This is a genomic window from Klebsiella sp. 54 (assembly GCF_018223875.1).
Lineage (GTDB): Bacteria > Pseudomonadota > Gammaproteobacteria > Enterobacterales > Enterobacteriaceae > Klebsiella > Klebsiella quasipneumoniae.
Map to the genome: position 1 here is coordinate 1 of NZ_JAGRRA010000004.1, position 19,958 is coordinate 19,958.

Sequence of the window (19,958 nt, forward strand, 5' to 3'; positions counted from 1 at the left end):
GGGTGGGGAAAAGTGCGTAATTGATGGTTTAAAAATATATTAAAAACATGTAGTTAATAATTTTTCTGCAGAAATATGGCGTGGTGAGTTGCAAAATATGTCAAAACATTTTTATGATATAAACAGTTTGGCCCCAATTGACCTGTTCACAGTTTATTTTTTTAATTAAATTCAATCATTTGCATCAACTCCCGATTCTGCAATGCTTTCTCCAATAAGATTATTTCTTTCCCATATTCCAGCGAAACGCGCCGCATTGCTGGCGGTGTAGCGTACCGTGTGTCGAATATTACGATGACCGAGGTAATCCTGGATCAAACGGGTATCTGTACCTCTTTCCGCCAGTTCGTAGCCGCAGGCGTGACGCAGCATATGGGGGTGGGTCTGCGTCACGGTACCCGCCTTTTCCCCGGCGGAGCGAATAATACGATACGCCTGCTGGCGTGAGAGCGGGGTCCCGCGACGGGAGATAAAAAGCGCGTCGGTTTTGGCCGCCGCTTTCCAGCCGGCGCGGACCTGACTCCAGCGCTCAATGGCCTCACGTTCATCAAAGCGCAGCGGGTGAATAGTTGAAAAACCGTTCTTCAACCGCCGCACATTGACCCGGCCTTCCCGTAGATCCAGATCGTGATAGTGCAGATCCAGAAGTTCGCTGATGCGCATCCCGTGGCGAAAGGCGAGAAGGATGAGGCAGTAGTCCCGCTCGCCGGTGGCGCCCTGACGCGCGGCCTGCATCATAGCCTGAACTTCTTTGGCGGTAAGAAAACGACGTCGGTTCACAATAATTACTCCTGAAAAAGAGGTGAGGGGTCGTCATGGCGAAACCATACGCCATGACGGAAAAGATCCGTAATGTAAGAACGGTACAAGGTGAAGGCGATTAACCACGTATAGATAGCATATTATATTTACAGCCAGTCAAAATATCGCCTGGCGATAATTCTTAATTTTAGAGATTTTAAGCAAGGTCACAATAGATCTGCTCGGGTTTTATAGCATGTGCATAAAATAAAAGGGATTTTTCACTCGGTAGATTTTAAAAAATAGCGGGGTGGATTTTTAGCCAACAATAAAGAATCACGGCAAAACCGGAATTAATACAGGGTCAATTTAACGATGAGATCGCAGGATTAAATAAGAACTTGCGGGAACAGTAATCATAATTAACTGAGGGTTAATTTATTGCTATTTAATTTCCCCGCAACGCGGTACAACGCCATCCGTGGCGTCAGGCTTACTGAAGCAGCGACAGGCGCTGTTTGTCGCGCGTATTGTCCCAGATACCATAGAAGCGTCCCGCGTTGCTGGCGGTATACCAGACGGTATGGCGAATATTGCGGTGTCCGAGATAGTCCTGGATCAGACGGGTATCGATACCCATATTGGCCAGCGCAAAGCCACAGGAGTGGCGCAGCATGTGCGGGTGGATCTCCAGCGGCAATCCCGCCTGGTCGCCAGAGGAGGCGATAATTTGATAAAACTGCTGGCGGGAAAGGGGATTGCCTTTGCGGGAGAGAAACAGCCACTCGCTGGCGGCCTGCGGCCAGGTGTTGCGAATGGCCAGCCAGCGCTTTAGGGCGTGGATCTCTTTATTCAGCAAAGGGTGGGTGGTCGAAAACCCCTTTTTTAGCCGATGGATATAAACGCAGCGGGAAGCAAGGTCGATATCGGATATTCTCAGGCGACAGATCTCGCTGGCGCGCAGACCATGGATGAAGCACAGCAGCGTCAGGCAATAATTACGTGCGGCATAGGGACCGCTATCGGCGGCTTTAAGTAGCGACTCGATTTCATTCTGAGTCAGGAAGTTCCTTTTTTTTATCTCGGCGTTATTCGTCATAGTGTTCCCTTTTATGGCAGGCAAATATTACGCTTTACAGGCCTGCGTCAGGTCATTGTTAAATGCGACTGCCTTTTTATTTTTTAACAGCGTGCTGATAACGTTTTTATTTGCTACGGGAGCATGCGGTATCATGGGCTATCGCCATCCCCAGCGATAAGACGCCGTATGCTGAAGGGTAAAGAAAGGGTTAGCTGGTTGAACTGGCGAATCTTTCCTGGAGGTTTCCACGTCCTGTACATCCCTGATCCTCTTGATGATGCCCGCTTGATGATGAAGGCACTGGCTTCCGGCCACGGCAAGGCGGCCATCAATGCCGTCATGATTTATTTCCCGGCTGTCGGGGCGGCACGGCGTCAGCCAGCCGGCCTCCCGTATCTCAGCGACGGGAATGGCATGAGTAATTTCTCAGACAGAATACAACCTTGAACCGTCTGGATAGCATTCACTGCAAAACTACAACAGAGATTAAACCATACTGCAAAAAGCCTGGGGATAATAGCCATTGTCTCTGTGAGGGCACTTTAGGTCTTATTTAACGGGTTGAGCTTAATCTTAATGGTGCTGTGGGAGCGTGGGCGGTAATCGGCGGAAGCGGTGATATCAGGCGGTGGGTATAAGAGAGGCATAGGCTGCAGACTGGTGTGGGTAATATTCTGCGGCGAGTTAAGAATAAAGAGCAGGTAGGGGATAGACACGACGGTCCGGGGTCGCAGGCGGTGTTAAAGGCTCCGGTGGCAGAAGTCCGCGATCTGATATCCACCGGAGCAGGCTGACTTACCATTTTTCGTCGCGGGCTTCCTGACGACCTTCGCGGCGGTTTTCCCGCTTATCGTGACGGCAGCTGGCGTTGCTTTGATTATTATTTCTGACGCACTCTTGCTTGGTTTCACGGCCCTGCTCGCGGCTATCCTGGCGGATATCGCGAGCGTCCTGGCGCTGGTCGCTGCGCCAGGTCGCCTGCGCCGAAAGCGAGGGCGTCAGCAGCGCGACGCACGCCAGGGCGAGTAAGCATCTTTTCATGGGGGTGGTCCTGTTAATGAATATATTAAATTAATAGCAGTTAATGAATATTCGTGCCTGATGCGCAGGATGATAAAGTACAAAAAGTGCCAGGATAGCGATAACTGATTTATTTTTATCTTTTTTAGGTGTGTAACGATTGCTCTAATATGTTATGCAGGGCGTCAACAGCAAAAACAAACGTCTGTGGTATGCTGAAAATATGAAAATGCTTTGTGCAAAGGTAGGGCAGAGGGTAGGTGTAGGAGCCCGCTGATGCTGATAATGCGGAGCCTTGTGACCTTAAGCATTGACGAGAAAAATCCGACAAATTATCCAGGCACTATTGTTCGCCGGGCATGAGATTGTCGTCTGGCGGTTGATCTCTTTTCACCATGGCTTACCAATGATGATACCGACTTCGCAACGCGACTGGCGCCTGCTGGCCGCCGGGAGCGGCGGCCTTCTTCTGCTGGCCGCCGGCATCACCTTGCACAGCCACTGGAGCGACTTCCTCCAGTGGTGCCTCGCCACGCAAATTACCTTGCATCGCTATCTGGTGATGTACCTTCTGCTGCTGAACAACCATCAGTACAGCGGCGGCGTCTGGCTGCTGGTGGGCGCTTTTCTCTACGGCGTGCTCCACGCTATCGGACCGGGCCACGGCAAGTTTATCGTCACCACTTACCTGAGCACCAATCAGGAGAGCCTGACCGCGGCGCGGGTGGTGCCTTTTCTCGGCAGCCTGCTGCAGGGCGTCAGCGCCATCCTGTTTGTCTTTATTCTCGCGGTGGGGCTGAATCTGGCCGCTGGCGATCTCAGCGCCAGCCGCTGGTACGTCGAGAAGATCAGCGCCCTGACCATCGCCGCCTTTGGGGTTTACGTTATCTGTCGTGCGCTGCAGAGCCTGCTGCCGGGTAAAAGGAGAATACGCGCCCTGAGGCCGGCGCATCAGCATGATGCCTCGTGCGGCTGCGGGCACCACGGCGTGGGACACGACCTGCAGGGCGCCGACTGGAAGACACGCCTGGGCGTGGTGCTGGCCATCGGCGCCCGGCCCTGCAGCGGAGCGATTATGATCCTGCTGTTCGCCAACGCGCTGGGGATCGTCAGCTGGGGCATCGCCGCGGTGATGACCATGGCGCTGGGCACCGCGCTGTCGATCCTTGGTCTGTCGCTGGCGGTGCACTATGCCCGTCACCGTACCGTCAACCGGCTGACGGCGACCAGCCGTCCGCGGCCCTGGCTGGTGCCGCTGGTGAAGATCCTCGGCGGGCTGGCGCTGATCCTCTTTGCCGCGGGATTGTTTTTCACCGTGGTGCCGATCAGCGCTAACGGCGACTTTATCGCCGCCGGCTGTTAACGGCTCTCCAGCAGGCGCATCAATACCCGCAGCGCCTGATCCAGCTGCTGGCGCTCGCCATCGCTGAGCCCCGCCAGCAGCTGCCGTTCATTATCGACATGGGTCTCCACCGCTTCATCGATGCGTTCACGTCCGGCGGGCGTCAGGGCGACCAGCATACTGCGGGCGTCTTCCGGATTGGGCAGGCGGGTAATAAATCCACGTTTCTCCAGCGCCTTCAGGCGATGAGTCATGGTGCCGGAGGTGATCATCAGCGTGGAGAAGAGCTGGGTAGGCGAAAGAATGAACGGCGCCCCGGCGCGGCGCAGCGTCGCCAGCATGTCAAACTCCCAGCGCACCAGCTCATGGCGTGTAAAAGCCACTTCCACCTGCGGCTCCAGCAGCATGGCGCATCGTTTCAGACGGCCAATTGGCCCCATTGGGCTGCAGTCGAGGTCCGGCCGCTCGCGCTGCCACTGGGCGAGGATCCGATCAACGGCGTCGATCGGCGGTGATTTGTCCATAAGTGCTCACTTGTCTTGATATCAAGATAATTGCGTGTACATACTTGCGGCACCAATTTAACTTGAAGTGAAGATAAAATCATGGCTTTTCTCTCGCGTAGTCTGATGCTCGACCTGCTGCTCACGGCGCTGGCGCCCGCTATCTGGGGGACGACCTACATCGTCACCTCCCAGTTTCTTCCCCCCGACCGGCCGTTTATCGCCGCCCTTCTGAGGGTTTTGCCGGCAGGCATCGCCCTGCTGATCTGGAGCCGCCGCTTTCCACAGCGCGGCGAATGGCTAAAGCTTATCGTTACCGGCATCTTAAATATCGGCGCATTTCAGGCGCTGCTGTTTATCGCCGCCTATCGCTTACCCGGCGGTCTGGCGGCAGTGATTGGCGCGATCCAGCCGCTGCTGGTGATGCTTCTCGCCTGGTGCGTAGACCGGCAGCGCTCGCCCTGGCTGGCGGTATTCTCAGCCCTCGCCGGCATACTCGGTATGGCCATGCTGCTGCTGTCGCCGCGCACCGTCCTCGACCCGCTGGGCATCGGCGCGGCGTTTCTCGGGGCGATCAGTATGGCGCTGGGCACCTGGCTCTCCCGCCGCTGGGCGCTCTCCCTGCCGATCGTCGCGTTAACCGGCTGGCAGCTGGCGATCGGCGGGGTGGTGCTGGCGCCCGTGGCGCTGATCGTTGATCCCCCTTTACATCAGGTGACAGCGCTGCAGGTGGCCGGCTATCTGTGGCTGTGCGTGGCGGGCGCGATGCTGGCCTATGGCCTGTGGTTCCGGGGGATTGGCCGCCTCTCGCCGGTGGCGGTATCGGCAATGAGCCTGCTGAGCCCGGTGACCGCCGTGGTGTTGGGGTGGATTTTCCTTGGCCAAAAGATCCAGGGGATGGCGCTGGTCGGGCTGATCGTGGTGCTGGCGAGCGTGTTGTCTATTCAGCGCGCGCTGGCGCGTCAGGCGGCGGGGGCAAAAACGAAAAAAGCCCCATAACGGGGCTCGACATTGCTGTGTGCGGGGTGGGCGGCGGGAGCCAGACCAGCCGCCCGCAGGCGGCCTGTCCGGCAGCTCCCTCTGCAACCATTCGCTTATTTAGAGAGCTCGGCGGTCATATGGACCTGGTTGCCGGTGTACGCTTCAGTGATGTGGTAAGAAGCGCCTTGTTCTTTCGCAATGGTCGCGATTTTCGCTTCTGCGCTGTCCAGGGTGTCTGCTGTTACGCTCACCGGATGAGCGAAGCTAGCGAAAGAGACCAGGGAGAGCATACCGGCAGCGGCGAGTAATTTTACGTTTTTCATGGTGTTTGTCCTTTTAACTTTTATGGTGGAAAGCGTGTTTGCTTTCGATGGGTTTATAATAAGTCTGCTAACTATAACGCGCGTGGCAAAAAGTGCGATTTAGATCACATTTTTATGGCGGTTTGATGACGGAGATATGAATGTTTCTCTATTTTTTAATTTAAAAACAATGGATTAGTGATTATTTTTTGATGGGGGTATCACGCGGACTGCCTGCGATCAGAATGTAGAATGCGCCTCATTTACGCGGTTACCATTCATTGTATGAATTAGTTGGGCGGTTTTTAGCCGCCGTTGGGGCGGATTCGGACGATTCGCAATAGCCCTCTGGCGGTCATTTCGGCATGCTGAGACGGCCATTTCTCTCATGCCCTGGCGTTAGGCTTTCCGCGCTGTAAACATCCATCACCCCGTTTTGATCTATCAATAAGCATTTATTAATAGTTATCGATTATCTGTTATATAACTTAATGAAACGTGAACAAATGTATATTTGTCGGCGAATAAATAGCATTCTTTGACGCCGATAGCACCAGCGAACTTATATTTTTAAGTTCGTTACCTGACGCCTTAAATATTGCGGCTCCCGGTCAGTCGAAGATTCTATTAGCAGTGGCATAAATCAGCATCGCCTGATGTTTCTGGTTCTATGCGAATTCACAGTGTGCTCATTGATTCGTAATTCACTCTGACAAGGAAATGGCAATGAAAAAGGTTCTTCTCTCTGCAGCAATGGCAACCGCGTTTTTTGGCATGACTGCTGCCCATGCAGCTGATACCAATGTTGGCGGCGGCCAGGTTAATTTCTTCGGTAAAGTTACCGATGTATCCTGTACTGTTTCTGTTAACGGCCAGGGCAGCGATGCGAACGTTTACCTGTCTCCGGTAACTCTGACTGAAGTTAAAGCGGCAGCAGCGGATACTTACCTGAAACCGAAATCTTTCACCATTGACGTCTCTAACTGCCAGGCTGCTGACGGCACCAAACAGGATGACGTAAGCAAACTGGGCGTAAACTGGACCGGCGGTAACCTGCTGGCTGGCGCTACCAGCAAACAACAGGGCTACCTGGCGAACACCGAAGCTTCCGGTGCTCAGAACATCCAGCTGGTACTGTCTACTGACAACGCTACCGCGCTGACCAACAAAATCATCCCGGGTGACAGCACTCAGCCGAAAGCGAAAGGCGACGCTTCCGCTGTCGCTGATGGCGCGCGTTTCACCTACTACGTAGGCTACGCCACCAGCGCGCCGACTACTGTGACCACTGGTGTGGTTAACAGCTACGCGACTTACGAAATTACTTACCAGTAATTCCGTCAGAAAATAAAACTGCCCCGCGATGGGGCAGTTAATAACAATAATAAAGCGGCGATGACCGCCGCTTGTATTTTTATTCTGAGGTCAGCATGAAGCGTATTGCCCTTTTTTTCTGTTTCATTTTTAGTTTTGCGGCCCACGCCAACAATATTATTGTTAACGGTACCCGCTTTATTTATCCAGGAAATGAAAAAGAAATAACGGTACAGCTTTCAAATAACGCCGACCGTCCGGCGCTGGCGCAAGCCTGGCTGGATAACGGCGATGCCGATGCCACACCGGATACCATTACCACCCCGTTTATTATCACCCCGCCGATTTCGCGCGTTGACGCCAAGAGCGGCCAGACGCTGCGTATTAAGCTCGGCAGCAGCGCCGGTCTGGCGAAAGATAAAGAGACGCTGTGGTGGCTGAATCTGTTGGAAATACCGCCGGTGGTGGCCAATCAGAAAAATGAAGGCCAGAACGTGCTGCAGCTGGCGATCCGTTCGCGCTTTAAATTTATTTATCGTCCTGCCGGACTGGGCAACCGCGATGCGGCGGCCGAGAAGCTGACCCTGACCGCCAGCGGCAGTAGTCTCGCCATCAACAACCCGACGCCGTTCTACATTACCGTCAGCCGTATTTCCCGCGACGGCGGTAAAGCCCTGAACAGCAAAACCGTGATGCTGGCGCCGCAGTCCAGCCAGACGGTGGCGCTTTCCTCCGCCGTCAACCGCGGCGAAACCCTGACCGTTAACAACATTAATGACTATGGCGCCGATGTCGCAGTGAAAGTGGCCGTTAAATAAGGGAAAAGCTAATGAAGCAGAGGTCATTCTGCCCGGGAAGATTAAGCACCGCGATCGCCATCGCGCTGTGCTGCTTTCCGCCATTTTCCAGCGGACAGGAAAACCCGGGAACGGTATATCAATTTAACGACGGCTTTATTGTCGGCAGTCGCGAAAAGGTCGACCTGTCACGCTTCTCGACCAGCGCGATTACCGAAGGCACTTACTCCCTTGACGTCTACACCAACGACGAATGGAAAGGGCGCTACGATCTGCGCATCGCGCGCGACAAAGACGGTAACCTTGGGGTCTGCTACACCAAAGCGATGCTGACGCAGTACGGCATCGCGGCGGAAAAGCTCAATCCGCAGCTGAGCGAACAGGAAGGCTACTGCGGTAGCCTCAAATCCTGGCGCAACGAAGACAACGTCAAAGACAACCTGGTCCAGTCCTCCCTGCGGTTGAACATTTCGGTGCCGCAGATCTATGAAGATCAACGCCTGAAAAACTATGTCAGCCCGGAGTTCTGGGACAAAGGCATTACCGCGCTTAATCTTGGCTGGATGGCCAACGCCTGGAACAGCCACACCTCTTCGGTCGGCGGGTCGGATAACAGCAGCGCCTACCTTGGCGTCAATGCCGGCCTGTCGTGGGACGGCTGGCTGCTGAAGCATATCGGTAACCTGAACTGGCAGCAGCAGCAGGGTAAAGCGCACTGGAACAGCAACCAGACCTATCTCCAGCGGCCGATCCCGCAGATCAACTCCATCGTCAGCGGTGGGCAGATCTTTACCAATGGTGAATTTTTCGACACCATCGGTCTGCGTGGGGTTAATCTTTCCACCGATGACAATATGTTCCCGGACGGCATGCGCTCCTATGCCCCGGAAATTCGCGGCGTGGCGCAGAGCAACGCCCTCGTCACCGTGCGTCAGGGCAGCAACATTATCTATCAGACCACCGTTCCGCCGGGGCCGTTTACGCTGCAGGATGTCTATCCATCCGGCTATGGCAGCGATCTTGAGGTTTCGGTAAAAGAGGCGGATGGCTCGGTGGAAGTGTTCAGCGTGCCTTACGCCTCCGTTGCTCAGCTGCTGCGTCCGGGCATGACCCGCTACGCGCTCTCCGCCGGTAAAGTGGACGACAGCGGGCTGCGCAATAAGCCGATGCTCTATCAGGCGACCTGGCAGCACGGGATCAATAACCTGCTGACCGGCTACACCGGGGTCACCGGCTTTGACGACTATCAGGCCTTCCTGGTGGGCACCGGGATGAACACCGGGATCGGCGCCCTCTCTTTTGACGTCACCCATTCTCGGCTGAAAAGCGATAGCCATGATGACTCGGGGCAGAGCTATCGCGCCACCTTTAACCGCATGTTCACCGATACCCAGACCAGCATCGTGCTGGCGGCGTATCGCTACTCGACGAAAGGTTATTACAACCTCAACGACGCGCTGTACGCCGTCGATCAGGAAAAAAACAGCCGCAGCAACTACACCCTGTGGCGGCAAAAAAACGGCATGACCTTCACGGTAAACCAGAACCTGCCTGACGGCTGGGGCGGGTTTTATCTCAGCGGTCGTATTTCCGATTACTGGAACCGCTCCGGGACCGAGAAGCAGTATCAGGTCAGCTATAACAATTCGTTTGGTCGTCTCTCCTGGTCGGCGAGCGCCCAGCGCGTCTATACCCCGGACAGCTCCGGCCATCGCCGCGACGATCGCATTTCACTCAACTTCAGCTACCCGCTGTGGTTTGGCGATAACCGCACCGCCAACCTGACGTCGAACACCTCGTTCAACAACTCGCGCTTTGCCAGCTCGCAGATTGGTATCAACGGTTCGCTGGACAGTGAAAACAACCTTAACTACGGCGTGTCGACCACCACCGCCACCGGCGGTCAGCATGATGTGGCGCTCAACGGCAGCTACCGTACGCCATGGACCACCCTCAACGGCAGCTACAGCCAGGGCGAAGGCTATCGTCAGAGCGGCATTGGCGCCAGCGGGACGATGATCGCCCACAGCGGCGGCGTGGTGCTCTCACCGGAAAGCGGCTCGACGATGGCGCTGATTGAAGCCAAAGACGCGGCCGGCGCTATGCTCCCGGGATCGCCGGGCACCCGCGTGGACAGCAATGGTTACGCCATCCTGCCGTATCTGCGCCCGTACCGAATTAACGCCGTCGAGATCGACCCGAAAGGCAGCCATGACGACGTGGCCTTCGATCGCACCGTGGCGCAGGTTGTGCCGTGGGAAGGCAGCGTGGTTAAGGTGGCGTTTGGCACCACGGTGCAGAACAACCTCACCCTGCAGGCGCGCCAGGCGAACCATGAGCCGCTGCCGTTTGCGGCGAGTATTTTCTCCCCCGACGGCAAGGAGATCGGCGTAGTCGGTCAGGGCAGCATGATGTTTATCAGCGATGCGAACGCCAAACGCGCGATTGTGAAGTGGAGCGGCGGGCAGTGTTCGGTGGAACTGGGACAGCAAACAACAAAGGATAGCGTATGTCGCTGAGGAAATTACTGACGCTTTTTATCGTCTTAATGGCGCTGGGCACCACCTCGTCCTGGGCCGTCTGTACGCGCCTTTCTTCGCCAACGGTGATGCTGGACATGGTGGTGGGCAGGGTGGTGGTACCCCCGGATCTGCCGGTGGGTTCAGTGATCCTTACCCGCGACTGGACGATGAGCGCCCCCGGCGGGGCGAGCTATCGCTGTACCTCCGGCACCAACCGCTTCGCGGCGAAGATCGTGTCGCCAGGGGCCACGGACCTGGGGAATAAAATTTATTCCACCAACGTGCCGGGAATTGGTATGCGTTTCAGCCGCGGCGGCGCGACGGTGAATATCGTCTATCCCGACGTCTATTCGTCCCGAGTGTATAACACCACCAACTATTCCCTTGAAGGATCACGTTTTACGCTGGAGATTATCAAAACCGCGGCAACCACCGGCAGCGGTACCCTCGCGGCGGGAAAATACACCTCCTACGACTGGGAGAGCGGCGGCAACCCGATCCTCGAAACCTATCTGAGCGCCAACGCGATCACCGTGGTCTCGCCCTCCTGTTCGGTATTGAGTGGGAAAAATATGAATGTTGATGTGGGTGCCATCAGACGTACTGACCTGAAAGGGGTTGGCACCACCGCGGGCGGGAAGGATTTTAATATTGAGCTGCAGTGCAGCGGCGGCCTGAGTGAAACGGGATATGCCAACATCAGCACCTCTTTCTCCGGCACCCTGGCTACCAGCACCACCGCCACCATGGGCGCCTTGCTGAATGAAAAGGCCGGCAGCGGGATGGCGAAAGGCGTCGGCATCCAGGTGCTGAAGGATGGATCCCCGCTGCAGTTTAATAAGAAATATACCGTTGGCCGCTTGAATAATCAGGAGACCCGCTACATCACCATACCGCTGCACGCGCGCTTTTATCAGTATGGCCCGACGACCAGCACCGGCGAGGTGGAGTCGCATATGATCTTTAACCTGACGTACGATTAATACGGGAGGGGGAATGAAGGGATTGCCGAAACATACTATCGCGTGGCTGCTGCTCTGCGGCAGCCTCGCCGTCCCCTCGGCGTGGGGTTTCGAGACTAATTACGACCGCGGACGGGTCGATTTTGCCGGGCGGGTGACGGATATCTCCTGCAGCGTCGCGCTCAATGGCGGCCAGCATGCCGGCAGCGGCAACGTCTGGCTGGCGCCGGTCAGCCTGGCGGAAGTGCACGAGCGCGGGGCCGGCGCGTTTATGAAGCCGCAGCCTTTTACTCTGGCGCTGTCAAACTGCCAGCTACGTCATGACGGCGGCGCCGCTTCGCAGGACGAGGTGCGACGGGTCAGCGTTCGTTGGGTCGACGGTTTTTTACTGACGGCGGTCGGCAATGAGAACGCGGGCTATCTGGCCAATACCTTGCCAGACGGCGCGCAGAATATTTATCTGGCGCTGTCGACCAATGATAATAATACGCTGGATAAGAGTAATAAAATTGTCCCTGCGGATCCGCAGCAAAATCAGGTGCATTTACAGGAAAACGCGGTCAGCGGCGGCCTGTTCACCTATTATGTGGGCTACGTTTCGCCGACCCCGAAAAGCGCCACCAGCGGGCCAATTACCAGCTGGGCAACGTGGGAATTAGTTTATAATTAAGCGGGACGAAAAAGCCGGGCAAGCCCGGCTTTTTTATATGCCAATATCGTCGGCAATCAGTTGCTCAATGCTGACTTCCTGCCAGTAATGCCCCTGAATAGCAAACCACTCCATACCCTGCAGCCATTTTTTATGGGCTTCGCTTTCCACGCCTTCAATAATCACGTTGTGATGATTGCGGGATAAAAAGGTGACCAGCGCATCCATCAGTTGACGGCCGGACTCTTTGCGCATCAGATGCCAGAAAAAATCTTTATCAATTTTGACATAGTCAAAATGATAACCGCTGATGGCGTTAATCCCCGCGTAGCCAGAGCCGAAGTCATCGAGCCACAGCGAGGTATCCTGCGGGCTTTGCCAGGCGGCCAGGGAATTATTCAGAAGTTTCTCGGCGTTTTCGGTCACTTCAAAATGGACGCAGGTCAGGGCGGCGATTTTCTCTTTTATTTCCTTCTGGCGCAGCAGAGTCAGGATATGGTCATCAACGTTAATGGTAGCGGAAATATGGTTACGTAAAAACCATGCTTTATGCTGTTCAATCAACCCCAGTTGCTCGAGAAAAATACGTTCACGAACTGCCGCGGTGGCATGGCGGAAAAAATATTCTGGCGAAACGGGAAGATTATCGAAGCGGCTTAAGCATTCAACCGCGACTAAGGTACCTTGTGGGGAAAACATTTTCTGAAAGACGTAGCGTACAGCGATATCATTACGAGATAAAATGTTGTCTTCGAATATTTTAGTGTTCATTATCCCTCTTCACGAGGTTAGTCAGACAATAAGCAGAGGATAGGTTAATTATAGGCTACCTGATGATTAATGGGAATGGCAGGAAATGTAAATCAACAACGAATAAGTACGCTTTATCCGCTATTGATTTACCTCTGCGTAATTTAGCATTGATGGAGGGCGGCAATACGCTGGTTCATCGTGCGGGAATTATCAATGCCCAGCTTTTGCATGATATGGATTCGATGGCTGTGGACCGTTTTATGGGCAATGCCGAGCAGGGCGGCAATCCGCTTATTATTATTGTTGGCAATCAGCAGCTCGAGGATCTGGCACTCCCGCGGCGACAGTTGTTTGCGCAATCGTCGCGGCGGTTGTTCGCTGGCGCCCTTCGCCCGCTGGATAATAGAAGCAAACATAGATAGCGGCGATTTTTCACTAATAATCATGGCATTATCGACGGTTATTAACTCTCTGCACAGTCCGGCAATGTCGCTTTTTATCATCAGCACCGGCTGCTGGCAGCGTTGCAGGGAAAGGCGGAGCGCATTCAATAGATCAACGATTCTGATGGCAGAAATATCCTTATTGATTAAATTGAAAATAACCGTTTGGGCCTCAGGCAGCTGTTTCCCATGGATGACTTCGTCATAGCCAAAACGGGTGGCGTTTTCATGACTATCAATAAGGTAGTGATAGATTGAGTGACCAATGAGATTATCATTGGTGTACAGCAATATACTTTCCAAGGGTATCAGATTCTCTTTTTTCGCTTGGCTTCTAAGATCAGGTCCAGCAGAATTTTCTCTATTCTGCGCTGGTCGTCGAGATGGCGGAACTTAAACTGGCAGGATATCTGATAGTAGCTTTCGCTCTCTTCATTAGGGTCATCAAGGGTGATAATAATGACATTCTTTACCACCAGGTCGATGGTGATCTCGCCATATTCCGCCAGCATCAGTACGGCGTTTTTCAGCAATGCGTTATGACTGAGGAATTTCAGATTCGGCGTTTTGGTCATCAGTGCGCAACCGCCGTCTGAAATGTCCTTGATGTCGAAAAGATAGTTTTCGCCATTTTTATGGCGACCGCGGCAATAAAAATCATGCTCGTGGCGTAAACGAAAGCGGGGATCGCGGCGACGCTGCACCACCTGCAGGCATTCAGGCAAGGAAAAGGCGTAGCGGATACCTTTATCGACACCGCTATTGTCATGTTTTGTCAGGGCCGCATTAAACTCTATTTTCCCTGAATCGCTATGCAGGAGAAAGCGAATTTTATGCCCGGGCGGGATTTTGCGATGGGTCTGAATATGGAACTCGGCAAAGTCCACGCGCGTCAGTTGGGTTATGATACTGGTGTTGTTAAAAAATATTTCAATTTCAGTACGTTTGCGCAACTCCTCTCTGAAAATAGCAATAATTTCATACTTACTGGTCTTTATCGTTCCCTCTGTCATGTGCATCCCTTGTAAATAGTTGTCGTGAGGCGTTTGATTTTTCTTATAGCAATAGCAACATTCTGATTGGGTTAATCAGATGTTTTTATGAGCGTTTGATGTTATTGACTATCTTTGCAGCCAGATTGATATGTATAAACTTGGAATTCGATATTGTGTTTCCTGTAATCAAGCGTTTCAAATTTTGGTCATGACAAAAACGACAACGGCCTCCAAGCTGGAGACCGGTCGAAGGATAAAAAACTTAAGTTTAATTAACGGGGATAATGAGAGAACGATCGTCGATCACGCCCCATTTGTAGGATCTATAGTGCCAGCAGTGATGAGGTTTTTCCAGGCAAATATTGAGGAGGGAAGTCGTTCCCTCCTTTCGGCCTGATGGGTCAGGGATGCTTGCGGGTGGCGATATTATCCAGGGTGTGCAGCGCATCCGCCGGCAGAATTAGCCCGGCGGCGGCAATATTTTCCGCCAGGTGCGTCCGGGATGAGGTGCCTGGGATCAGCAGAATATTGGGCGCGCGCTGGAGTAGCCAGGCGAGGGCGACCTGCATCGGCGTCGCCTCAAGCGAGGCCGCGACCTCGTTCAGCTCCTGCGCCTGCAGGGGGGTAAAACCGCCCAACGGGAAGAAGGGAACCCAGGCGATGTGCTGGGCGGCCAGCGCATCCACCAGCGCGTCGTCGGCGCGATGGGCAATGTTATAGAGGTTTTGCACGCAGACGATAGGCGTCATTTTCTGTGCATCCGCCACCTGCTTTGCCGTCACGTTGCTGAGGCCAATATGGCGGATCAATCCTCGCTCCTTCAGCTCCAGCAGGGTGGCGAGCGGCGCCTCCAGCGACCCTTCTACCGGGCCGTGGGGGCTCAGCATACTGCGCAGGTTCACCACCTCCAGCACGTCGAGCCCCAGGTGACGCAAATTGTCCTCGACGGCCTGGGTCAGTTCAGCGGGCGACATGGCCGGCAGCCAGTTGCCTTTCTCGTCACGGCGGGCGCTGACCTTGGTGACAATGCACAGATCGTCGGGGTAGGGGTGGAGCGCTTTGCGGATCAGCTGATTGGTCACATGGGGGCCATAGAAATCCGAGGTATCGATATGGTTTACCCCGGCTTCGACGGCGGCCTGCAGCACGCGCACCGCTTCTTCTGGATCTTTCGGCGGGCCGAAAACGCCGGGGCCGGCCAGCTGCATGGCGCCGTAACCCAACCGATAGACCTGGCGATCGCCGAGCGTGCCGCGACCGGATAAGGTGACACTGGACATAGGAACTCTCCTCACGGTGGCTAAGCCGTAAGTGTAATGCGCTAACAAGGAAGAGAAGGGTGAGAATATTGTCAGAATGTGCGACAGCGGCTCAGGCAAGCCGCTGTCGCCGGAGACGGATTAGCCGAAGAACATCACGGAGACGCAGAGCAGGCCGACCACCAGAGTGATGGCGTTACCCACCGAGCGATACGGCTTCAGCGCCGGGATAAGCCAGGTTGACAGTGTGGGCATGATAAACAGGATCATGGCGATAAGCGGTCCGCTGATGGCGTAGATCATCGAGATCGCATTCGGGTTGATAAAGCACACCGCAAAGGTGAAGGCAGAGACCAGCATGATCGACATCGCGCGGTTGAAGGCGCGGCTCTTGCGCACGCCCATCAGGCCCAGCGAGCTTTTGACGATTTCGCTGGCGCCTTCAATGACCCCGAAGTAGGTGCCGAGAAAGGATTTCGACATGGCGACCACGGCGACAATAATGCCGGTCACCGCCAGCCAGCCCGGCGCGCCCGGCACCATCGACAGGGCGGAGAGGATGGTCACCCCCTGATCGCGGGCGGTCTCAATATAGGTCGCCGGGATGGCCAGCAGGCAGCTGAAGACGAAAAACAGCACGCTGGCGCAGATGATGGTATAGGCCACCTTCATGATTTTTTTGCATTTACCCATGGCCAGGTCGCCGTGCTTCTCCTGCTGGTCGATAGCAAAAGTCGAGATGATCGGCGTATGGCTAAAAGCGAAAACCATCACGGGTATGGAGATCCAGACCTGATGGAGCGTCTGCGAGCTGAACTGCATCTGGCTGGTGAGATGTTCCGGATGCCAGTCGCGGATTAAATAGAGGGAGAGAAACAGGAAGCAGGCGATAAGCGGGAAGACCAGAAAGCCCATCACCTTGATGGTGATTTGCCGGCCCATGAGAAAGATCAGGTTAAGGACCAGCACGACCCCCAGGCTCAGCAGCGCGCGTAGCGCAGGCGTCATCGGCGTGCGATGTGCCACCTGCTCGGCCAGCGAGTTGGTGATGGCCACGGCGTAGATCAGCACGACCACAAAGAAGGCGAGGAAATAGAGCCCGGTGATCAGGTTGCCAATTTTCTTACCATAGTAGTGATTTACTGCGCCGGTGATCCCGGTTCCCGGCGCGATATTGGCCGAGAGAATAAACTGGCTCAGCGCTTTGTGAGGCCAGTAGGTGAGCGGCCAGGCGACCAGCGCGGTGATGAAAAGGACAATGGCGCCAGCCGAACCCAGCTGGATCGGTAGAAATAGCGTCCCAGCGCCTACTGCAGTGCCATATAAGGCAAAACTCCATAGAGTTTCTTCTTTAGACCAAATTTTAGACATTATGCGACTTTATCAACCGTCAAACCAAAAAAAAGGAGTGCAATTTACCATATTTATGGTTCGTCTGTTGCGATAGTTTTTGGTGATAAAGTGGCAGCGGATCGCGAAGGATCCGCCGCGAGGCTAGCCGCGCGCCGCCTGGCGCGGGCGGCGACGACGGATCACGCGCTCGCGCAGGGTGTCCCAGACCCAGTTAAACGCCATGGTGTAGGGCAGGAAGAAGAGCATGAAGCCGATCTCCAGCATAAACGCCTGCAGCAGCGATACCCCCAGCACGATGGCCACCATGGTGACGCCGATGATAACAAAGCCGGTCTCGAAGCCGATCGCGTGCAGCGCCCGCACTTTCAGCCGGCGAGGGACGCGGGAGACTGGCCACAGGCGATCGAAAGCCGCGTTATAAATGATGTTCCATACCATCGCCAGGGTGGCGAGCAGAATGCTCAGTCCGCCCATCTCCACCACCGAACGCTGCATCAGCCAGGCGGCGGTGGGGGCGAGGATCAGCGTCGCCAGCCCTTCGAAGGTGATGGCGTGGATAACGCGCTCGGTGAGCGTCTTGCGCTGATGTGGGGTCTGTTGCATGGCGAGCTACCTCCAGTTTTAGCCTGAACAGGAAATTACCCGGCAGTTTATGGAAAAATGTGATAAACAAAAGATAGAAACCATCGATAAAGTAGATACATCATGCGTTATTCACCGGAAGCGTTAACCGCCTTTGTCGAGGCCGTTGACAGCGGGTCGTTCTCCGCCGCCGCCCGTCGCCTGCGCAAAAGCCAGTCGACGATCAGTACCGCTATCGCCAACCTGGAGGCTGACCTCGGGGTGACCCTCTTCGATCGGGCAACGCGGCAGCCGACGCTGACGCCGCAGGGGGAGCAGGTGCTGAGCTATGTCAAAGCGATCCTCGCCGCCAGCGAGCGGCTGGATGAGCTGGCGGTATCGCTGTCCGGCGAGACGGAGCCGCGGCTGACCTTTGTGCTCTCGGACACCCTGCACCCGGACGTGCTGGAAGATCTGCTTGTGCAGTTTGACCGCCGCTTCCCTCATACCGAATTTGAATGCTTGATTGGCGAAGATGAGGACGTGATCGATCTCCTGCAAAAATCCCGCGCCCAGGTGGGACTGATTGAGGCGAGAGAGCGCTACCCGACCGATATCGGCAGCACCCGCCTGCCGCTGCAGACGGCGATGGGCATTTACGTGGCGCCTGACCATCCGCTGGCGGGGCAGGGCAAGGTTGTCTGGGATGAGCTGCGCAGCTGGCGCGAGCTGCGTTTGAGCACCTTTCTGGCCAGCGCGACGGAGCCTGCCGCCGGGCAGGTCTGGTCGGCGCCAAACTACCTGCTGCTGCTCAGCATGGCGGTGCAGGGCTTCGGCTGGTGCATTCTGCCCTGTGCGCTGGTGGCGGAGTTTGCGCCGCAGGGCGGACTGGTGGCGCTCGATATCCCCGGCTGGCCGCGGGCGATTTCGGTGGATCTGCTGTGGAATAAGAAAGCGCCGCCCGGGGCGGCCGGCAGCTGGCTGCGTCAGCATCTGCAGCGGCGTGAGCGTTAACGAATAGCTATTTCTTTGTGATTAGCTTCACTTTTTTTAAACAATTACAAAGTTTTTTGATAACAATTATCTAGTATATCGCTGTTTCTTTGCGCAAAAGCACGGGCAGGGGTAGAGGATGAAGGATGTCGTGATCGTCGGGGCGCTACGTACGCCGATTGGCTGCTTTCAGGGCGCGTTATCGCGCCATTCAGCCGTTGAGCTGGGCAGCGTGGTGGTGAAGGCGCTGGTGGAGAAGACGGGAATCGATCCGCAGAGCGTGGATGAGGTGATCCTCGGCCAGGTGCTGACCGCGGGAACCGGGCAAAACCCGGCCCGTCAGTCTGCTATTCGCGGCGGGTTGCCCAACACCGTATCGGCGATCACCATTAACGACGTCTGCGGTTCCGGCCTGAAAGCCCTGCACCTCGCCACCCAGGCGATCCAGTGCGGGGAGGCGGACGTGGTGATCGCCGGCGGCCAGGAGAACATGAGCCGCGCTCCGCATGTCCTCACCGACAGCCGCACCGGCGCCCAGCTGGGCAACAGCCAGCTGATTGACAGCCTGGTCCATGACGGCCTGTGGGACGCCTTCAACGATTATCATATGGGCGTCACGGCGGAGAACCTCGCCCGGGAATATGGCATCAGCCGCGAACTGCAGGACGCCTGGGCGCTCAGCTCGCAGCAGAAGGCGCGCAAGGCGATTGATTCCGGACGCTTTCGCGATGAGATTGTCCCGGTCGTTACCGAGCATAACGGCGCGGCGCGCACCGTGGATACCGATGAACAACCGCGGGTGGATGCCAGCGCGGAAGGGCTGGCCAGCCTGCAGCCTACCTTCGATCGTCTCGGATCGGTAACCGCCGGCAACGCCTCCAGCATCAATGACGGCGCGGCGGCGGTGATGATGATGAGTGAGGCGAAAGCCGAGGCGCTGGGGCTGCCGATCCTTGCGCGGATCCGCGCCTTCGCCAGTGTCGGCGTCGATCCGGCGCTGATGGGCATCGCGCCGGTGCACGCCACTCGTCGCTGTCTTGAGCGGGCCGGCTGGCGGCTGGACGACGTCGATCTGATCGAAGCCAATGAGGCCTTTGCCGCTCAGGCTATCTCCGTTGGCCGGGTACTGGAGTGGGATGAGCGACGGGTCAACGTTAACGGCGGCGCGATCGCCCTCGGCCACCCCATCGGCGCCTCCGGCTGTCGGATTCTGGTGTCGCTGGTGCATGAAATGATCAAGCGCGATGCGCGTAAAGGGCTGGCGACGCTGTGCATCGGCGGCGGTCAGGGCGTGGCGCTGGCGGTAGAACGCGCGTAGCGCTGCATGTCGATTTCCATGGCCTCCTGCGGGAGGCCTTTTTTATGCGCCGCGCTTTGCCGACCCCCT

General features: G+C 55.7%; 21 protein-coding genes. 10 read left to right on the forward strand and 11 right to left on the reverse strand.

Annotated elements, in window-relative coordinates; all coding sequences use genetic code 11:
* Positions 1-171: 171 nt before the first annotated feature.
* Both fimE and fimB read right to left on the reverse strand, forming a co-directional pair.
* The gene (gene fimE, locus KHQ24_RS11475) at positions 172-780 is read right to left on the reverse strand and encodes a type 1 fimbria switch DNA invertase FimE (RefSeq protein ID WP_211777285.1); all 609 of its coding nucleotides are present in this window, start codon (positions 778-780) and stop codon (positions 172-174) included.
* Positions 781-1,234: 454 nt separating this feature from the next.
* Complete coding sequence (gene fimB / locus KHQ24_RS11480) at positions 1,235-1,840, reverse strand: type 1 fimbria switch DNA invertase FimB (protein WP_004205366.1); 606 nt, start codon at positions 1,838-1,840, stop codon at positions 1,235-1,237.
* 168 nt (positions 1,841-2,008) lie between these two features.
* Here fimB and KHQ24_RS11485 point away from each other — a divergent pair, with 168 nt between their 5' ends.
* On the forward strand, positions 2,009-2,269 hold the full coding sequence (locus KHQ24_RS11485; RefSeq protein ID WP_004205367.1) for a hypothetical protein: 261 nt from the start codon (positions 2,009-2,011) through the stop codon (positions 2,267-2,269).
* Positions 2,270-2,617: 348 nt separating this feature from the next.
* Here KHQ24_RS11485 and KHQ24_RS11490 read toward each other — a convergent pair whose 3' ends face one another.
* Positions 2,618-2,863 (reverse strand): hypothetical protein, encoded by a 246-nt coding sequence (locus tag KHQ24_RS11490; protein WP_043520897.1) that lies wholly within the window; start codon positions 2,861-2,863, stop codon positions 2,618-2,620.
* A gap of 385 nt (positions 2,864-3,248) precedes the next feature.
* On the opposite strand from KHQ24_RS11490, the gene KHQ24_RS11495 reads away from it, so the two are divergent.
* On the forward strand, positions 3,249-4,205 hold the full coding sequence (locus tag KHQ24_RS11495) for a nickel/cobalt transporter (RefSeq protein ID WP_049115794.1): 957 nt from the start codon (positions 3,249-3,251) through the stop codon (positions 4,203-4,205).
* Here the strand turns inward: KHQ24_RS11495 and KHQ24_RS11500 are convergent.
* Complete coding sequence (locus KHQ24_RS11500; protein WP_004205381.1) at positions 4,202-4,708, reverse strand: MarR family winged helix-turn-helix transcriptional regulator; 507 nt, start codon at positions 4,706-4,708, stop codon at positions 4,202-4,204. The two genes, KHQ24_RS11495 and KHQ24_RS11500, sit on opposite strands and share 4 nt — an antisense overlap.
* A gap of 81 nt (positions 4,709-4,789) precedes the next feature.
* Here KHQ24_RS11500 and KHQ24_RS11505 point away from each other — a divergent pair, with 81 nt between their 5' ends.
* Positions 4,790-5,686 (forward strand): EamA family transporter, encoded by an 897-nt coding sequence (locus KHQ24_RS11505; protein ID WP_004205382.1) that lies wholly within the window; start codon positions 4,790-4,792, stop codon positions 5,684-5,686.
* Positions 5,687-5,781: 95 nt separating this feature from the next.
* Here the strand turns inward: KHQ24_RS11505 and KHQ24_RS11510 are convergent, their stop codons facing one another.
* The gene (locus KHQ24_RS11510) at positions 5,782-5,991 is read right to left on the reverse strand and encodes a DUF1471 domain-containing protein (RefSeq protein WP_002916131.1); all 210 of its coding nucleotides are present in this window, start codon (positions 5,989-5,991) and stop codon (positions 5,782-5,784) included.
* Between the two features lie 705 nt (positions 5,992-6,696).
* On the opposite strand from KHQ24_RS11510, the gene mrkA reads away from it, so the two are divergent.
* From mrkA to mrkF, 5 genes are all read left to right on the forward strand, one after another.
* Positions 6,697-7,305 (forward strand): type 3 fimbria major subunit MrkA, encoded by a 609-nt coding sequence (gene mrkA / locus KHQ24_RS11515; RefSeq protein WP_000756959.1) that lies wholly within the window; start codon positions 6,697-6,699, stop codon positions 7,303-7,305.
* A 95-nt stretch (positions 7,306-7,400) separates the two neighbouring features.
* Complete coding sequence (gene mrkB / locus KHQ24_RS11520) at positions 7,401-8,102, forward strand: type 3 fimbria chaperone MrkB (RefSeq protein WP_000820818.1); 702 nt, start codon at positions 7,401-7,403, stop codon at positions 8,100-8,102.
* A gap of 11 nt (positions 8,103-8,113) precedes the next feature.
* Entirely contained in the window at positions 8,114-10,600 is a 2,487-nt protein-coding gene (gene mrkC / locus KHQ24_RS11525; RefSeq protein ID WP_057213028.1) for a type 3 fimbria usher protein MrkC, read from the forward strand.
* Positions 10,591-11,586, forward strand: a complete 996-nt coding sequence (gene mrkD, locus KHQ24_RS11530; protein WP_004205385.1) for a type 3 fimbria adhesin subunit MrkD — start codon at positions 10,591-10,593, stop codon at positions 11,584-11,586. The genes mrkC and mrkD overlap by 10 nt, the downstream gene beginning before the upstream one ends.
* Before the next feature lie 13 nt (positions 11,587-11,599).
* Positions 11,600-12,235 (forward strand): type 3 fimbria minor subunit MrkF, encoded by a 636-nt coding sequence (gene mrkF / locus KHQ24_RS11535; RefSeq protein WP_211777286.1) that lies wholly within the window; start codon positions 11,600-11,602, stop codon positions 12,233-12,235.
* A gap of 33 nt (positions 12,236-12,268) precedes the next feature.
* Here the strand turns inward: mrkF and KHQ24_RS11540 are convergent, their stop codons facing one another.
* From KHQ24_RS11540 to KHQ24_RS11565, 6 genes are all read right to left on the reverse strand, one after another.
* Positions 12,269-12,985, reverse strand: a complete 717-nt coding sequence (locus KHQ24_RS11540; protein ID WP_130939386.1) for an EAL domain-containing protein — start codon at positions 12,983-12,985, stop codon at positions 12,269-12,271.
* Positions 12,986-13,128: 143 nt separating this feature from the next.
* Positions 13,129-13,701, reverse strand: coding sequence for a LuxR C-terminal-related transcriptional regulator (locus KHQ24_RS11545; RefSeq protein ID WP_004205389.1), 573 nt, complete (start codon positions 13,699-13,701; stop codon positions 13,129-13,131).
* 17 nt (positions 13,702-13,718) lie between these two features.
* A complete protein-coding gene (mrkH, locus tag KHQ24_RS11550) occupies positions 13,719-14,423 on the reverse strand; it encodes a transcriptional activator MrkH (RefSeq protein ID WP_004205390.1) in 705 nt (234 codons plus the stop codon).
* Positions 14,424-14,806: 383 nt separating this feature from the next.
* On the reverse strand, positions 14,807-15,685 hold the full coding sequence (locus KHQ24_RS11555) for an aldo/keto reductase family oxidoreductase (protein WP_049092883.1): 879 nt from the start codon (positions 15,683-15,685) through the stop codon (positions 14,807-14,809).
* 120 nt (positions 15,686-15,805) lie between these two features.
* A complete protein-coding gene (locus tag KHQ24_RS11560; protein ID WP_004205392.1) occupies positions 15,806-17,035 on the reverse strand; it encodes an amino acid permease in 1,230 nt (409 codons plus the stop codon).
* A 123-nt stretch (positions 17,036-17,158) separates the two neighbouring features.
* A complete protein-coding gene (locus KHQ24_RS11565) occupies positions 17,159-17,620 on the reverse strand; it encodes a multidrug/biocide efflux PACE transporter (protein ID WP_004205393.1) in 462 nt (153 codons plus the stop codon).
* A gap of 102 nt (positions 17,621-17,722) precedes the next feature.
* Between KHQ24_RS11565 and KHQ24_RS11570 the strand changes: the two genes are divergently transcribed.
* A complete protein-coding gene (locus KHQ24_RS11570; protein WP_004205395.1) occupies positions 17,723-18,592 on the forward strand; it encodes a LysR family transcriptional regulator in 870 nt (289 codons plus the stop codon).
* A 118-nt stretch (positions 18,593-18,710) separates the two neighbouring features.
* Entirely contained in the window at positions 18,711-19,889 is a 1,179-nt protein-coding gene (locus tag KHQ24_RS11575) for an acetyl-CoA C-acetyltransferase (protein WP_004205397.1), read from the forward strand.
* Positions 19,890-19,958 lie beyond the last annotated feature (69 nt).

Bases quoted from the DNA above. Each gene is read 5' to 3' on its own strand.
- fimB (WP_004205366.1), bottom strand. From the start codon at position 1,840: ATGACGAATAACGCCGAGATAAAAAAAAGGAACTTCCTGACTCAGAAT.
- KHQ24_RS11485 (WP_004205367.1), top strand. From the start codon at position 2,009: ATGCTGAAGGGTAAAGAAAGGGTTAGCTGGTTGAACTGGCGAATCTTT.
- KHQ24_RS11490 (WP_043520897.1), bottom strand. From the start codon at position 2,863: ATGAAAAGATGCTTACTCGCCCTGGCGTGCGTCGCGCTGCTGACGCCC.
- KHQ24_RS11495 (WP_049115794.1), top strand. From the start codon at position 3,249: ATGATGATACCGACTTCGCAACGCGACTGGCGCCTGCTGGCCGCCGGG.
- KHQ24_RS11500 (WP_004205381.1), bottom strand. From the start codon at position 4,708: ATGGACAAATCACCGCCGATCGACGCCGTTGATCGGATCCTCGCCCAG.
- KHQ24_RS11505 (WP_004205382.1), top strand. From the start codon at position 4,790: ATGGCTTTTCTCTCGCGTAGTCTGATGCTCGACCTGCTGCTCACGGCG.
- KHQ24_RS11510 (WP_002916131.1), bottom strand. From the start codon at position 5,991: ATGAAAAACGTAAAATTACTCGCCGCTGCCGGTATGCTCTCCCTGGTC.
- mrkA (WP_000756959.1), top strand. From the start codon at position 6,697: ATGAAAAAGGTTCTTCTCTCTGCAGCAATGGCAACCGCGTTTTTTGGC.
- mrkB (WP_000820818.1), top strand. From the start codon at position 7,401: ATGAAGCGTATTGCCCTTTTTTTCTGTTTCATTTTTAGTTTTGCGGCC.
- mrkC (WP_057213028.1), top strand. From the start codon at position 8,114: ATGAAGCAGAGGTCATTCTGCCCGGGAAGATTAAGCACCGCGATCGCC.
- mrkD (WP_004205385.1), top strand. From the start codon at position 10,591: ATGTCGCTGAGGAAATTACTGACGCTTTTTATCGTCTTAATGGCGCTG.
- mrkF (WP_211777286.1), top strand. From the start codon at position 11,600: ATGAAGGGATTGCCGAAACATACTATCGCGTGGCTGCTGCTCTGCGGC.
- KHQ24_RS11540 (WP_130939386.1), bottom strand. From the start codon at position 12,985: ATGAACACTAAAATATTCGAAGACAACATTTTATCTCGTAATGATATC.
- mrkH (WP_004205390.1), bottom strand. From the start codon at position 14,423: ATGACAGAGGGAACGATAAAGACCAGTAAGTATGAAATTATTGCTATT.
- KHQ24_RS11555 (WP_049092883.1), bottom strand. From the start codon at position 15,685: ATGTCCAGTGTCACCTTATCCGGTCGCGGCACGCTCGGCGATCGCCAG.
- KHQ24_RS11560 (WP_004205392.1), bottom strand. From the start codon at position 17,035: ATGTCTAAAATTTGGTCTAAAGAAGAAACTCTATGGAGTTTTGCCTTA.
- KHQ24_RS11565 (WP_004205393.1), bottom strand. From the start codon at position 17,620: ATGCAACAGACCCCACATCAGCGCAAGACGCTCACCGAGCGCGTTATC.
- KHQ24_RS11570 (WP_004205395.1), top strand. From the start codon at position 17,723: ATGCGTTATTCACCGGAAGCGTTAACCGCCTTTGTCGAGGCCGTTGAC.
- KHQ24_RS11575 (WP_004205397.1), top strand. From the start codon at position 18,711: ATGAAGGATGTCGTGATCGTCGGGGCGCTACGTACGCCGATTGGCTGC.